Annotated in this window: 12 protein-coding genes and 1 tRNA gene; 5 read left to right on the forward strand and 8 right to left on the reverse strand. The window is 40.8% G+C overall.

The features are described 5' to 3' along the window. Nucleotides 1–87: 87 nt before the first annotated feature. The 3 genes from J0L60_10390 to J0L60_10400 are packed head-to-tail and all read right to left on the reverse strand — an operon-like array spanning nt 88 to nt 3,125. Nucleotides 88–939 carry a PrsW family intramembrane metalloprotease gene (locus J0L60_10390; GenBank protein MBN8546525.1) on the reverse strand — a complete coding sequence of 284 codons (852 nt, stop codon included), beginning with the start codon at nt 937–939 and terminating at the stop codon, nt 88–90. 40 nt (nt 940–979) lie between these two features. Then, nucleotides 980–2,227, reverse strand: coding sequence for an ABC transporter permease (locus J0L60_10395; protein MBN8546526.1), 1,248 nt, complete (start codon nt 2,225–2,227; stop codon nt 980–982). A 1-nt stretch (nt 2,228) separates the two neighbouring features. Further along, the gene (locus J0L60_10400; GenBank protein ID MBN8546527.1) at nt 2,229–3,125 is read right to left on the reverse strand and encodes an ATP-binding cassette domain-containing protein; all 897 of its coding nucleotides are present in this window, start codon (nt 3,123–3,125) and stop codon (nt 2,229–2,231) included. A 257-nt stretch (nt 3,126–3,382) separates the two neighbouring features. On the opposite strand from J0L60_10400, the gene J0L60_10405 reads away from it, so the two are divergent. Further along, on the forward strand, nt 3,383–5,509 hold the full coding sequence (locus J0L60_10405) for a T9SS type A sorting domain-containing protein (GenBank protein MBN8546528.1): 2,127 nt from the start codon (nt 3,383–3,385) through the stop codon (nt 5,507–5,509). Nucleotides 5,510–5,568: 59 nt separating this feature from the next. On the opposite strand, the gene J0L60_10410 is transcribed toward J0L60_10405, so the two are convergent. Then, nucleotides 5,569–5,642 (reverse strand) — tRNA-Glu (locus J0L60_10410). Between the two features lie 249 nt (nt 5,643–5,891). Here J0L60_10410 and J0L60_10415 point away from each other — a divergent pair. The 4 genes from J0L60_10415 to J0L60_10430 all read left to right on the forward strand — a co-directional run bounded on the left by J0L60_10415 (nt 5,892) and on the right by J0L60_10430 (nt 8,597). Then, the gene (locus tag J0L60_10415; protein ID MBN8546529.1) at nt 5,892–6,191 is read left to right on the forward strand and encodes a hypothetical protein; all 300 of its coding nucleotides are present in this window, start codon (nt 5,892–5,894) and stop codon (nt 6,189–6,191) included. Between the two features lie 319 nt (nt 6,192–6,510). Beyond that, nucleotides 6,511–7,056 carry a hypothetical protein gene (locus J0L60_10420; GenBank protein MBN8546530.1) on the forward strand — a complete coding sequence of 182 codons (546 nt, stop codon included), beginning with the start codon at nt 6,511–6,513 and terminating at the stop codon, nt 7,054–7,056. Nucleotides 7,057–7,134: 78 nt separating this feature from the next. After that, entirely contained in the window at nt 7,135–7,683 is a 549-nt protein-coding gene (locus tag J0L60_10425) for a hypothetical protein (GenBank protein MBN8546531.1), read from the forward strand. A gap of 80 nt (nt 7,684–7,763) precedes the next feature. Next, nucleotides 7,764–8,597 (forward strand): DUF2911 domain-containing protein, encoded by an 834-nt coding sequence (locus J0L60_10430; GenBank protein ID MBN8546532.1) that lies wholly within the window; start codon nt 7,764–7,766, stop codon nt 8,595–8,597. A gap of 92 nt (nt 8,598–8,689) precedes the next feature. On the opposite strand, the gene J0L60_10435 is transcribed toward J0L60_10430, so the two are convergent. From J0L60_10435 to J0L60_10450, 4 genes are all read right to left on the reverse strand, one after another. After that, nucleotides 8,690–8,998 (reverse strand): zf-TFIIB domain-containing protein, encoded by a 309-nt coding sequence (locus tag J0L60_10435; GenBank protein ID MBN8546533.1) that lies wholly within the window; start codon nt 8,996–8,998, stop codon nt 8,690–8,692. A gap of 154 nt (nt 8,999–9,152) precedes the next feature. Further along, a complete protein-coding gene (locus J0L60_10440) occupies nt 9,153–10,691 on the reverse strand; it encodes a glycosyltransferase family 39 protein (protein MBN8546534.1) in 1,539 nt (512 codons plus the stop codon). A gap of 106 nt (nt 10,692–10,797) precedes the next feature. Beyond that, nucleotides 10,798–12,039: a T9SS type A sorting domain-containing protein gene (locus J0L60_10445; protein MBN8546535.1), complete on the reverse strand. Its 1,242-nt coding sequence runs from the start codon at nt 12,037–12,039 to the stop codon at nt 10,798–10,800. A gap of 11 nt (nt 12,040–12,050) precedes the next feature. Beyond that, nucleotides 12,051–13,958, reverse strand: coding sequence for a T9SS type A sorting domain-containing protein (locus tag J0L60_10450; GenBank protein ID MBN8546536.1), 1,908 nt, complete (start codon nt 13,956–13,958; stop codon nt 12,051–12,053). Between the last annotated feature and the right edge of the window lie 150 nt (nt 13,959–14,108).

A 14,108-nucleotide genomic window follows, 5' to 3' on the forward strand; every position in this document is an offset into this window, starting at 1 on the left:
TTTTTAGATGTAATTATTCAATCACATCCGGAGAATGATTTATCGTTTGATTTGCATTTTTATTGATGGCTCAATTCGGTAAATTTCTCACGATATGCGCTTCTTAGAGAACTTTTTCAGTACCGAATTATAGATAAATTTTGATGATTCAATCTGTATTTTGATGAATTCCTCCCCTTTTTCTTTCCATCCATTTTTCATCATCAGCAGCCTGCCTTCTTCTGATTCTCCTTCATTGTCTGTCAATTCACTCACCCGTACCTCAATAAAATGTTCCTTTTCCACTCTGACTGCATAGACTATCGAACGACTGACTATTATCATCAAAGTAAGATTAATAATATTTGCCCCAGTCTCCAAAGCTATATAATTCCAAATAGAGTGGGAAACAGCAGGAAATGGTGCTGCAAGCAGAAAAACCAAAAATCTGTTTTCAATTTTGTTCGAAATGAAAAGGTAGAGAAGAATAAAAAGAAAATTTTGCACACTGTGCATTGGAGCGATGACAAGGGTTCTCTCAAGCATTGTTCCCGCCATACTCCTCTCACCATTCCCGATTGAGGAGTAGAGGATGTTCTCAAAAAATGCGAAACCGAGTCCGATTGCTATCGCAAGGAATAACGAATCGAGCAATTCTTCACTTTTTAGTAATCTGATTGCCAAGAGAGTGACACCACCTTTTGCTATTTCCTCGATTAGTGGTGATACATAAATCGAACGGAAATGCCCCCGGTACATGATGTCGGCCACTTCATATATTTGTGACATGCCAAACTGTATCCCGATTGTAAACAGCACGGCAACCAAACCACCTGCAAGTGCCGGCAGAAGGAAATCAATCTCCCCTCTGTACCTGTATCTTTCGAAACCGGAATAGAACTTAAAAAACAAGGCGGAGATTCCTCCGCCTGTTAAAACCATTGCGAAAATATCAATCATCATATTTCAAATATAATGATACAACAATCAAACTGATTTATCAGGAATCGTATTTCATCCAGTTTATCAGTTCTTTTATCGAAGGTACCTTCCCGTATGACAGGATACCGATTCTGAAAATCTTCACTGAGATTTTTATCACAACAAAAATACTTAAAACGAGAATTCCCATTGCAATCAAATGCTCATAGAGAGGAACCTGTATCACATTCATCCTTGCTATCATCACCAGTGGAGATGTAAACGGGATGTAAGCAAATATTTTCACGAGTCCCTGATCAGGATTTTGAATTATCGGCATGAGTAAAACAACCGGAAATATTACCAAAAGTGTCAGGTAGCTCGTTATCTGTTGAGCCTCCTGTTCAGTATTCACGATGGAGCCGACTCCCACAAATATCGAAACATAAAAGAGGAATGCCAGGAGAAAATATGGAATTACAATGTGGATATTCTGAAATGCTGCAGAAGTGGCTATCAGAGGACCCGCATAACCAAATGCCAGAAGTGCCCAGATACCCATCTGAGTAAGCACCAAAAGACTAAGTCCCATAACCTTCCCGAATAACAGATCATCCGGTCTGCAACTTGAAAGAATAATCTCAATCAGGCGGTTGGATTTCTCTTCCACTAGACTTCTTACGAGTGAACCCCCTGTAAACATGATTATGAAGAAAAGAGCCATTACAATAACAAATGTGGAAAAGAACTGTGTCTGAAAATTGATTTCCTCAGCCCCCTCGAGAGTTATCTTTACGGAGCGAAGTCCAACCTCACGAGTGAGTGAATCGAGAAGGCTTTGCCCGATATTCTTGTTGGCAAGCATCCTTTCCCTTCTTATGCTGTTAAATCCACTCTCCATTATCCTTATGTCCCTAAAGTTACCCATCGACTTGCTGCGGTACTCAAGGTTCAGACCGGAATCCTTCTTCTCATAGATATAGATATATCCTTCAAGTACTTTTTTATTGAAGACAGAGTCATCCAGTTTTTTCTTTGCAAGGGATATGTCACCTGGAGGGACAACATTTTTTGGGATCAGATATCTTGGTTGTCCATCCTCAAGTTTTTCTTTCTGAAGTTGTGCCCTCAGAGCATCTTCATACTGCCCGGTTGAATCGAGAATCGTGATCGCCTTCGGTGCATCAGAGTCTTTGTCTGCGAGAAGAGAAGGCAAGATCGAAAATACAGTGAAAATAATTGGCGTAAGAACCACGGAGATAATGAACTCTTTCGAGAGAACCTTCTGAAGATATTCCCATTTCGCTACTTCAAATGCTTTCTTCATTTTACTCTCCGATCTGCTTTATTGTATCAATAAAAATTCGATTGAGGGTTGGTGCCTCGATAGAAAAACTTCTTAGCTTCATATTCTGGAACAGTTTTGGAAGTACCTCTCCCGGAACAGCGCCTTCAACCAGTTCAATCTCTCCAAAATTTCCGTATAAATCAGCGGTTTTTACTTCAGGAAGTGTCTTTATAAAGTCTGAACTCCCTTCATATTCGATCTTTATAAACTCTTTCCCAAAATTTCTCTTTACGAGATTTATCGGTCCGCTGCAAACTTCTTTTCCTTTGTTGATGAGAAAGATCGATTCGCACATCTTTTCAGCCATGTCCATTTGATGAGTTGAAAGCACAATGGTCTTTCCTTCACTTTTTAAGCGAAGTATTTCATCCCGTACCATCTCCTGATTAATAGGATCGAACCCACTGAAAGGTTCATCAAGTATCAGTATCTGGGGATTGTGAATGACAGAGACAATAAACTGAACTTTTTGCTGGTTTCCTTTGGAGAGTTCCTGTACTTTTCTCTTTTTATAGTCAGGTATATCGAGCCTCTCGAGCCATTTCTTCCCAACTCTCTCAGCCTCTGTAGAATTCACACCCTTTAGTGCTGCAAAATATTTTATGATGTCGAGTACGGTGCTTTTTTTATAGAGTCCCCTCTCTTCAGGGAGGTATCCTGTTATGTTATGGAAATCCTTGCCAACAGGCCTGCCGTCGATCGAGATTGTTCCCGATGTCGGCTTTATGATATTTAAGATCATCCTTATTGTGGTGGTCTTTCCTGCCCCGTTTGGACCCAGAAGACCAAATATCTTCCCCGGTTCCACTGTAAAGGAAATGTCATCCACCGCAACGATGTCTTTGAATTCTTTTCTAATGCTGTTTACTGCTAACATTTAAAATCCATTTTTATTGACCGGGAAAATTACTAATTATCATTCTCAATAACGCAATTATTTGACAGTCGGCAGAATAATTTGACAAATAGAAATTGCGGAAAATATTGTCTCTATTCCTTCATTTGACCTCACCTCCTGTTATTTAAGTTCTATCATAAATAATAACCAATCATAATAATCTCATTTCGAAATGACTATTCATTCTTTAGATTGCAGGCCAACATCAATATTTTTCTTACAAAGGACTCAAATACATGAAAAAATCGCAGGCTTTAATATTCGTCCTCACTTTATCGACTCTTCTTTTTCCACAATGGTCTCAGACCAATGGAATTAAAGGAGGATATTTTCAGTCAGTTGTATCGACGGGAGATAAATTGATAACCAGTACAGCAAATGGGAGTTTGTTCGTTTCAGACGGCAGCAACTGGTCATCCCCGGTTACTGGAGTATACGCCGCTTCCCTGCTGAACGAGAATAGCACTATTGTTGCTGTAAATTATGGCTTTATTTTTGTTTCTTCTGACAATGGCACTTCATGGGTTAAAAGGACAATCCCCGAAGCAACCAATTCCGATCCTGTTTTGTACCTCGGAAAACTTTATGTCATTAGTGCTTCTGGTGATACAGTTTATACAAGTTCCGATCTTGGAAACAGCTGGTTACCCGTTTCTCTGAACAAAAATTTTACTCACAACAACGAAACACGACAGATATTTATTGTTATGAATCTGTTTGTCTCTTCAGGTAAAATGTGGATAGAAGCTTTCACCGACAATACTCCGGAATCTGTAGTGCTTCTCGAATCAACCGATCAGGGACAAAATTGGAATGTCGCTTTTGTGCCTCAAAATGGTGAAAAAACCACTTCCGTTGCTAATGAAGACGGTGTGGAAATTTTAACCACAAATGCAAATGTTTACAAAAAAGATATTTCAGGTTCATGGGCTCTTCTTAAAAATGGTTTGGATCTTGGAAGTGGAAGTACCATCCCGTTTAACGGACTGAAACTCATCTCCGGTGATTATTACCTGTCCGTAATTGGTGACAATCCGGGACTTTTCCGACTTACAGGCAGCTTTTGGGTAAGCCTGAATTCTCCTTCTTATATTAACGGGTATACCATGCACCAGGGAAGCATTGTTGCCGCAACTTCGGGGAAAATCATCAGAAGAGTGGACGGGCATTGGCTGTCTATGACCGAAAATCTGATTGCAAGCACTGCAGCCCCAATTGTTATGTCTGAAGATGTGGTTTTCTCGCAGTATGGCTCAACTCTTTACAGAACCACGAATGGTGGAAACAACTGGGATTCCATATCCGCATACATCGGAAACCCTGTATTCAAAGGTAACCAGATTTATGGTTGGAATGCCAACGGAGTCATCCGTTCAAACGATCTCGGAAATACCTGGACAACCCTTAATTCCGGTATTCCACAGTCTTACATCACAAAAGTTTATGGAGTTGCTGTTTCCGGGAATACAATTTATGCAGGTTTTCACGGAACGAGAAGACGAGACCATCTGCCTCCTGTTTGGGAACAAGGTGGAGTTTACCGGTCAACAGACAACGGTGCTACATGGTCGTCGTTTAGCGCAGGTATTGTCCAGGAAGCAGGGGTACCGGCTCCTGTTTATGAAATAAAGGCCTCTGATTCAAGGGTGATTGTAAAAACGATCGAAGGAACCTACACCCTGAACGGACAGACCTGGCAAAGAATTAACAGCAACATGCCGGCATCCACTTCCTTCACTTCGCTGACGGTCGTTGCTGATTCTATTATTGCAGGAAGCAATCATGGTCTGATGATTTCCACTAACAATGGAATTGACTGGAAATATTTCAAAAATGGTCTACCGACTTCGCAGTTCGACCTCTATTTTATTAAATATTTCAGATATCTTGGCCATTTTTTCGCCTACGACAGTCAGGTGAACAAAATGTACAGATTGAGAGACACCACCTGGGTGCCTTCCTTGTTTAATCTTCCAGACGGAATGGAGATAACTGCTCTCGATGCTTCAGGAGATGTTCTGTATGCAGGTACCGTAGACCGCGGTATTTGGAAATATCTCAAGACTCCAACTCCGGTTGAAATGGAAGAAAATTCACCGGTTTCTTTCACTCTGAGTCAGAACTATCCAAATCCGTTTAATCCGTCCACAACTATTTCTTTCTCACTCGCGAACGACGGTTTTGTATCGGTCAAAATATTTAACATTCTTGGTGAACTCGTTGCCGAACCCCTAAGTGGACAGCTTGCAGCAGGCAATCATAAAATCAATTTCGATGCTTCAAACCTGCAATCAGGTGTGTACATTTATAGTGTAACTCAAAACGGGAATTCCCTCTCCCGGAAGATGACCCTTCTCAAATAATTAACCCCATGAAACAAAAAACCCTGTTCTGCCAAAAGCATTACAGGGTTTTTTCTATGTAGCGCGTACGGGATTCGAACCCGTGATCTCTGCCTTGAGAGGGCAGCGTCCTGAACCGCTAGACGAACGCGCCAAATTTAGACTTCAAAAATAACCTATTTTGAGCAGATTACAAAGAACAGACCGTATAATCTGGTTGATTTCTTCCACTTCTCCCCTTTCACTCATTTTTAATTAAATAATTTTATGAAAAATTCATAAAAAAGTTATTTGGCTTTTTCATTTATTGAGTTATATTTACCGTCGCACATTTCAATATTATTATCCTCTTTAATCTGACTTTTTAATACAATTTATTTAATCAAAATAATCGGACAATCTCATGAATACAAAAAACCTCACAAGAACTCTTCTCATTGTATTTGCGGCTCTTTTCCTGACCGCGTGCAGTGTTTCCACAGAACAACTCGCAGACCAAATCAAGAAAGACATGGAAAACAGCCCTCAATTCAAAGAAAAAGGAATCACGGTTAAAGAGTTTACTCTTACTCCAAAAGGCGGAGAAAAATATGAGGGGCTGCTCAAAACCGAGGAGCCTGGCGGCGAAGCTCACTACAAAGTCGATGTAACCTATGATGGCTCAAAAGCTTCCTGGGTTTTGGTGGAACATCTCAACAAATAATGAGATCAAAAACAAACAGAAAGGCAGATAATTCCATTACCCGGTAATTATTTTGGCTGTTTGCGAAAAATTCTTTTTTTCTGCATTATAATTAATTACATTTCGCAGTTATTTTTAATCATTTAGTTTAATCGCCCGGGGACATCATGTCTAAACTTTTTGCTGTTCTTTTTATTTACGAAAATATGTCCCCTGCACAGTAATTTTTTTTAATTTCCCGTTCCCGGAGATTCTCAAGGGAAGGGTTTATTGGAATAAACCGCAACAGTTAGTCTGTTGTACAATTAAATAATCAAACAACTAATTTATTGGAGACTCCATGTCGAAATATTTTTCACTCGTTGCAATACTTGCAGTAGCTTTGTTTCTCGGTGGTTGCAAAAAAGCAGACAAACCTGCTGATAAGCCTGCAGATTCTGCAAAACCTGCTACCGAAAAACCTGTTGAAGGTGAAACCTTTACAGACGAAGCCGCTCAGGTAAGTGTTGCACTTCCTGCAGGATGGTACTATACTACTGATGAAAAAAGCATGACAGCTCACTCAGCTGACAGTCTTTTCGCTGTAAACTTCGTCGTTCTCAAAGAAGACGAACTTGAAGCAGCTATGAAAGAACTTGACAAGTACCTCGGAAGTGATGTTAAGAACCTTAAGCTCGGCGAAGCAAAAGATGAAGACATCAACGGCATGAAAGGCAAATCCATTGAAGGAACCGCTGATGGTCTCGAACTGTATTTGGGACTCATCAATACTCCTGCTGAAAAAACCAGCTTGTTCATCAACGCCTGGGCAGCTCCTGAAGCTCTGAAAAAATATGCTAAAGAGCTTGAATACATCTTCAAAAACATTAAGCCGCTTAAGAAATAATAAGCTTAATTGATTTTCAAACCGGATTGCTTAAATTAGCAATCCGGTTTTTTTTTGTCATTCTACACATGGAGTATTGTGCTAAAAGTATTTTCTTTTTCAATCTTAATTGCTGCTTTGGTTATGACTGGCGGATGCAAAAAATCTGATGGTCCTGCCAACAAATCAGGTTCCGAAACTTCCGCATCGAATGTTGAAGGACAGATCGAAGGCGGTGAGACCTATACAAACGAAGCAGCGAAAATCGATTTTCAACTTCCCGCCGGATGGATTCTTGAGACCGATGAGCAAAACATCACAGCATTCCCGAAAGAAGGCGGATTTCTCGTGCAATTTTACATCCTGAATGTTGATAATCTTGATAAAGCAAAAGATGAAGCACTAACTATATTCAACAGAGAGATCCACAATCTTAAGACAGGTGAAATCGTTGACAGTGATATTAATGGTTTGAAATCAAAGTTGATACAAGGCAACTCAGAGGGTGTTCGTCTTGTTTCCGGAATTGTAGATGCACCTGCTGATAACATCTCGGTACTCATCGCTGCATGGGGTTCATCTGAAACAGTAAATCAATATGAGAAGGAAGTCAACTCGATTATCAAAAGTATCGCAGCTGCAAAATAATAACCCGTTCAATTGCATTTGCTTTTGAACCTGAAACCAAAACAGATTGTTATATTATAAACCAAAACAAAAGGATACTCATGAAAAAATCAGCATCAATAATACTTCTCACATTCTTACTTACCATCATTTCCTTGAATGCTCAGGCGCCTGCTGTCCCGGCGGCTTCCCCGTTGGGTTCAGTCTATCAGGTTGTCGGAATAAGTGAAGTGACAGTCAAATACTCCCGTCCCTCTGTAAAGGGAAGACAAATTTTTGGCGGAGTAGTTCCGTTTGACCAGGTATGGAGAACCGGTGCCAACTCAGCAACCACCATCACCCTTTCTCACGATGCAACCATCGGTGGAACCAAACTGGCAGCCGGAACTTATGGAATATTTACAATTCCGGGCAAATCAGAGTGGACAGTGATTCTCTCGAAAGACAACAACTTGTGGGGTTCAGGGAACTACAATGCCGCAAATGATGCTCTTCGTTTCAAAGTCACACCTGAAAAAACAGGCAATGTGGAAATGCTCACCTTTAATTTTGAATCAGTCGAAAGCGACAAGGCAAAATTGACCATCTCATGGGCTGATGTGAAGATCGGTTTTGATATTGCCTTCGAGAGCCACAAAAACATCCTCGACAAGCTAAAAACTGATGTAAACTGGAGCACTTCATTCAGAGGTGCTGATTATATGCTAAAATCGGGCAAAGACCTGGACCTGGCAATGAAGTATATCGACATCTCAATTATGATCGATGAAAACTACAACAATCTTAAGGTTAAGGCACAGTTGCTCGAAAAGGCAGGCAAGAAAAGTGAAGCGATTGCGACTATGCAAAAAGCACTTGATAAAGCCGCAACGATGAAAAATCCTCCGTTTGACCTTGATGCAATGAAGTCACTTCTGGAAAACTGGAAGAAATAGATTATTAAAAAAAAGAGGCTGAACCAAACGGACAGCCTCTTTTTATTTTAAGTATTCAATCAACCAGAGGGGAAATCGAAAATCTTCGATCACTAAAAATCGAAAATGTCATCCAGGAATCCACCTCTCTTCTTTTTCTTGTAACCGTATTCGTGACTGTCATAACTTCTGTCCTTCTCATAACCACGGTCTTTTTCTCTGTAGTCAGAATCCTTTTCACGGTAAGTTTCACGGCGGTCATCACTTCTGCTTCCAGCAGAAATCTGGGCAGATCTCTCAATTATTTTATCGAGCTCTCCCCTGTCAAGCCACACTCCGCGACAATCGGGACAGTAGTCAATCTCCACACCTTCTCTGTTGGAAATTACGAGCTTTGTTTCTTTACATACCGGGCAATTCATATATTATTCTCCTTGTCATTGTTTTCAATCCATTCCGGCCTCTCCGGGTTAAAAGTATAACAAATTGAATGTCAATCTGGTTCAGTAATTGCTACAAGTTGGCGACATTTCGCAGAAAATTTTAACCGTGCGAAAAAAATGTATGACACCTGACTTAGATGTACTTCTTCGCTTTTTTCCAAATATCTTTTAGTGGATATTTTAGCTTGCGCGCAACCCATATGTTCATATTATTCTCATAAGGCATGGAGTATTTCGCGGTATGGATTCCTTTAAGTTCAGGGTCGATTGCATAAGTTTTCACATCATCTTCCGTGTCGCCCAGTGAAATATAAACATCATATTCCTCCCGCGGTACCCCCCACAACCAGTAACTGTTATGTTCGGTGGTGCAGTAAGGAAGATTGTATTTCCTTCCGATAACATTGATTGCACTCGCTTCTCCATAGTTGTTTGCCACAATGAGAATTGAAAGAGTGTCCTCACCCGGAATTGCATCCACAACTTTTTTGACTGATTCCACCATCTCCTCCCACCCGTGCATGTCTGCGTAAAACTGATGAAGTTCAGTCAGTTTGTGCCCCTCATTCGACTGAGGATTCAAACCTGTTAACTTGAAATATTTGATGGTATCTTCAACTTTTAGAACCGGCACCACCACAGGGATGGCTACAATTCCCATTCCAATAACTAAAACTGGTATAACATATTTCAACGGATATACCAACCACTTCGAAGTTAGAAGTTTCGATTCAAGAAACACCGCACCGACTGCGATCATAGCGGGATAGGCAGCTCCCAAATACTCCGCTTTTGAATGTGAATTAACCAGTAAAATCAGAATTGTAGTTACCCATATAGCTGCGGGTGCAATATTTTTCCTGCCCGAAGGATTGAATGTCGAATACCACAGTCCGCAAAATGCCAAAACAATTGCGAAAGGACCCATGAGCATCAACTGATCCATAAGGAACTGAACCCGGGTAATTTGCGAATACTTCATTTCCACCGCATTACGCATGAATTCGAGATGAGCAAAGTCGTTGAACACATTCCAGACAATATATGGTGAGAAAATCAGAAGTGCAATAACTCCCGAAATCCATGGGTAAGGAGTCTTCAACAGATCTCTTTTGTCACTGACAAGAAGTGCAGCGAAGAATCCGGCAATCAACCAGCCAATGCTTATTTTATTGAGCATTCCCAATCCGGCTAAAATTCCCCAAACAATAAATTTCTTATTCTGCGGTTCCTGAATCAGATCTACTGCGAGACAAGTGAGGAGTGCCCAGAAGAAATAATCGATAGAATTCATCGAATATACAGAGTTCATCCCCATGAAGACAGGCATAAAAGAAATTGTAATCGCTGTAAGAAATATGGTAAAACCTCCACCACCCGTTTTTTGAGCGGTTTTACAGGATATCCACACCACCACCGCAGATAAAATCGCGGGGACGATTCTGATCACACCAACGGAATCTCCGAACACAGTTGTAATCAACCATAGTAGCCAGATTGATAACGGCGGATGATCAACATACCCAAAATCCAGGTGCCTCGTTGACTCAAGATAGTAAAGCTCATCCCGAAAGTAGGAAAATCCGCCGAAAAGAATAGCGTAAAGGTGGATAATCAATGTAATCGAGGATAAAGCAAGTATTAAACGGTTGTTTGTAATTGACTTCATCATAATTTTTTTGTTCCAAGAACACCAATTTACAATTTTGATTTGTAATTCAATCAAAATGGTTTACTCTGCCTCAATCAGAGGGTGGAACCTCACATTATGTCAAAAGCTATTTCAACAAAACCATTTTCTTCAATTCTGAATACCCCCCTCCTGAAAGCCGACAAAAATAGACTCCCGAGGGCAATGAAGTTCCGTTAAATTGATACTGGTGCTCACCTGCCGGCATACTGCTTAAAAATTCTTCCGAAATGAGTACACCTTCACAATTGTAGAAGCTTAATTGGATATCGGTGGACTTGCTCAGCGTGAAATTCAGCGTTGTCACCGGATTAAACGGATTGGGATAATTCTGACCCAATTTTATTTCATCAGGTGTTGCCGCAGGTTCTTTCACAGAAGTTGGGAGATCATCACAGGTAAGGAAGTTGGGTGTGCCACCATAATCATTTCTCCAGATCGAATCTTTCTCGCCCAAAGTTGCCCAGACAATCTTCCCGCTTGCAGCCAACACATTTAATGAGTCGATAAGACTGCTGATTTTTGCGAGATATGATGACTTGAAATCTCTTTGGTTAATCATTATTGTTGCAGTGTAAAAATTACCTGACGGCAATGTTCCATTCGCGATGGCATTGAGCATCTCGTTAAGAGTGTTAAGATTGTCTGTAATCTCAGTGGTATCAGTCACCTGATTGTGACAAGCGTTTCCGAGTAACCGCACTCTCTTTGTCGGATCATGAGTCATCAGATTCCATGCACCTGCAGGTCTCCATGAACCAAATGCATTCAGATCGCCATTATGGAACATCCCTTTGGTTGCAGATCCCCAGACTATATCCGGTTTCCAGATTTTCAGCGGGAATTTCTGTCCTCGAAGTCCACCCTCGAACAGGAGCCAGCTCTTAAGTCCAACCGTGTCATTCCATAAAAATCCTCCGACAATTTTTGAATCCGAAACACCACAATCGGTTATTAATTTGGCGATATCAGCATAATTGTATCCGTCTGACTGATGAGAATGAGCATCAACCTGAATTTTTTGCTGACTGTCCTCAGACAACCATTTCAGAATATTCTTGCCGCCGGTTGCAGGATCATTCCCTTTGTCAAAATTCAATACGCCGTTTAAGAATCTCCAGTCAGCCTGAAAGTTATATTTGGCACCCTTTGACTTCACCGTGTTGGCTAACTCCACAATAAGGCTCCTGACCTGCATGAATCCGACACTGTCCGTGTCATAGAGAACCGGATCCGTCACTTCATTGTGCGAGGTTATATTTAAATAAACAGGTGTTTGTGCATGAAGTGATGCTACGATTAAAAGAAGGATTGTAACTCGTGTAAACATTCGTGATTCCTTTATTTGATTAAAATTGCTTTTTTGATAATGTTTGTGTTATTAAATGAAAACCTGAAGAAATAGACACCCGATGCCATTCCGTTTCCGTTAAAATTGTAAATAAATTCACGACCATCGGACACTATTTGCTCACTCTTTATCAGATTTCCACTGATATCATGAATATTGACCCGGCAATATCCCCCATTCGCCATTTCTACACTGAAGCTTGTTGAAGGATTAAAGGGATTCGGGTAATTGTGTGAGACATTAAAATCACCGGGGAGATCAGGACTTTCCCTTTCAACGCCGGTTACAGAAATTCTTCTTGCCGGCTTTTCTCCCCATTTTACGGGGTTTTGATACAAAGTTTTATTCGTGTATGAGATACTTTTGGGAGTAACTGTACCAATTGTTCCGGTTTCGTACAGATTTTTTAGTGCTGAAGCCGCAATGAACAGATACTCCAAAGGATTTGCCAAAGGGAATCCGTTCGTAACAACACTTGAAGGTATTCGGGAGAGATATTTGTTGCCGGTCGCATAATAACCGAACAGAGAGTCGTTGAAAGCAACTCCCTTTCTGATCGAAATTGAATCCAGAGAGCCAGATGAAGAGAGATTAACTACCGTTGTATCAAATGGTCCGTTGATGTCCGATGTAGTAACACTCCCCGGAAGTGAACCGGTGTTCAAGTAGCTTGCCAGTGATTTGGTAATGGTATAGTAAGCGTCGGCAATGGAAAAATAATCTCCGGACAGACTGAAAAAGCGGGGTGGAAAATTGACGGGATTTGAAGAAGCGATACTTCTGGAGAGCTCATAAATCTGGTTGATGGAAACACTTCTCTCAATATCAGGGGATATTAAGGTGTTTAGATCTTTCATGATAAAGGTCTTTATATGGGGATTCCCGGCAGCAGTGGCGACGAGGGAGTCATAGTAACTCCATAATTTTTCTTCCTGTTGTTCGCTGTTGGTTCTGATCCAAAAGGATGTGCGGTTGGTATCGAACGGCGCCTGCAAAGGGACTGTCGACATCGAATCAGAATAATAGCAGGCACGCCAGGGTGGAAGATTATAATGAAAATCTGTTTCATGAATTATGGCATTGGCAAAATTCAACTTCGTATTGTTGATCGTGTTCATCTTAGATGCCAGGTACGCAGCAGGTGAATAATAAGGCTCATCGGGCGTGCCGATCATCTCCCACCAAAACTCATCATCGGTTTGTGAACCCGCTGTCCAACGCGTAACACTGAAATCGACCGGACGAACCAGTAGACCTTGTGAATAAAAAAGGGGGTAATCTGCATCAGAACCTTCTTCATGAAACAGAAGCACACCTTTGGCACCCATACTTTTACAGGCTATCAGGTCTGCCCTCCCAAAATTTGAAGTGGGTCCGCTTTCACCTGTGGATACTGTAAATGGTGATTCGTCGAATACTTCTTTAACAGATTTGTAGCCACCTGTAAATTGTGATTTGTAACCACCTGTCACCAGATCAAGCCGGTATTTTTCATAAGGATCAAGGACCTGAACCAGAGTATCAAGCGGTTTTTTAGTCAAACTGCTGATATAAGACGACTTAAAAGAGAGAATGTGTGGTGCCCGGTGATGAAGATTTATTCCCATCCCCAGAATTTTTAATGAATCCGGAAACCATGGATAGAACTGAACAATGTTAGTAATCAATTGCTCAACAAAATAAAAATCAGCTCTTACACCATACTTGTTAAAAATGTGAGCAGCACGCATCAAAGTTTTGCACGACTGTGCAGGTTCAGTAAAATCATGTGCGTTAACCACAAAATTCAAATACAGGTAACGCTCACCGTCCTTGTCTCTTTGATTGATAACAGTTTGAGTGAATATTTGCACGGAAAGAATAAAACTGATTAAAACAACTATTAAAAGACTCTTCATGAAATTCTCCATTTTTGAATATCGGACACCCAAATTTCAGTAATGGTTTAATCACTAATCATGATTAGAGGCACAGTGTGACGATGATCATATTCGGGCTTGAGACAGGTCTCTTTTCAATCACAAATGGATTAAAATCATCGGTAGAAT

Source organism: Ignavibacteria bacterium (assembly GCA_017302895.1).
In the GTDB taxonomy this organism is placed as follows: Bacteria; Bacteroidota; Ignavibacteria; order Ignavibacteriales; family Ignavibacteriaceae; genus UTCHB3.

Coding starts and splice junctions, on each gene's coding strand:
- J0L60_10390 (MBN8546525.1), bottom strand. CDS start 939: ATGATTGATATTTTCGCAATGGTTTTAACAGGCGGAGGAATCTCCGCC.
- J0L60_10395 (MBN8546526.1), bottom strand. CDS start 2,227: ATGAAGAAAGCATTTGAAGTAGCGAAATGGGAATATCTTCAGAAGGTT.
- J0L60_10400 (MBN8546527.1), bottom strand. CDS start 3,125: ATGTTAGCAGTAAACAGCATTAGAAAAGAATTCAAAGACATCGTTGCG.
- J0L60_10405 (MBN8546528.1), top strand. CDS start 3,383: ATGAAAAAATCGCAGGCTTTAATATTCGTCCTCACTTTATCGACTCTT.
- J0L60_10415 (MBN8546529.1), top strand. CDS start 5,892: ATGAATACAAAAAACCTCACAAGAACTCTTCTCATTGTATTTGCGGCT.
- J0L60_10420 (MBN8546530.1), top strand. CDS start 6,511: ATGTCGAAATATTTTTCACTCGTTGCAATACTTGCAGTAGCTTTGTTT.
- J0L60_10430 (MBN8546532.1), top strand. CDS start 7,764: ATGAAAAAATCAGCATCAATAATACTTCTCACATTCTTACTTACCATC.
- J0L60_10435 (MBN8546533.1), bottom strand. CDS start 8,998: ATGAATTGCCCGGTATGTAAAGAAACAAAGCTCGTAATTTCCAACAGA.
- J0L60_10440 (MBN8546534.1), bottom strand. CDS start 10,691: ATGATGAAGTCAATTACAAACAACCGTTTAATACTTGCTTTATCCTCG.
- J0L60_10445 (MBN8546535.1), bottom strand. CDS start 12,039: ATGTTTACACGAGTTACAATCCTTCTTTTAATCGTAGCATCACTTCAT.
- J0L60_10450 (MBN8546536.1), bottom strand. CDS start 13,958: ATGAAGAGTCTTTTAATAGTTGTTTTAATCAGTTTTATTCTTTCCGTG.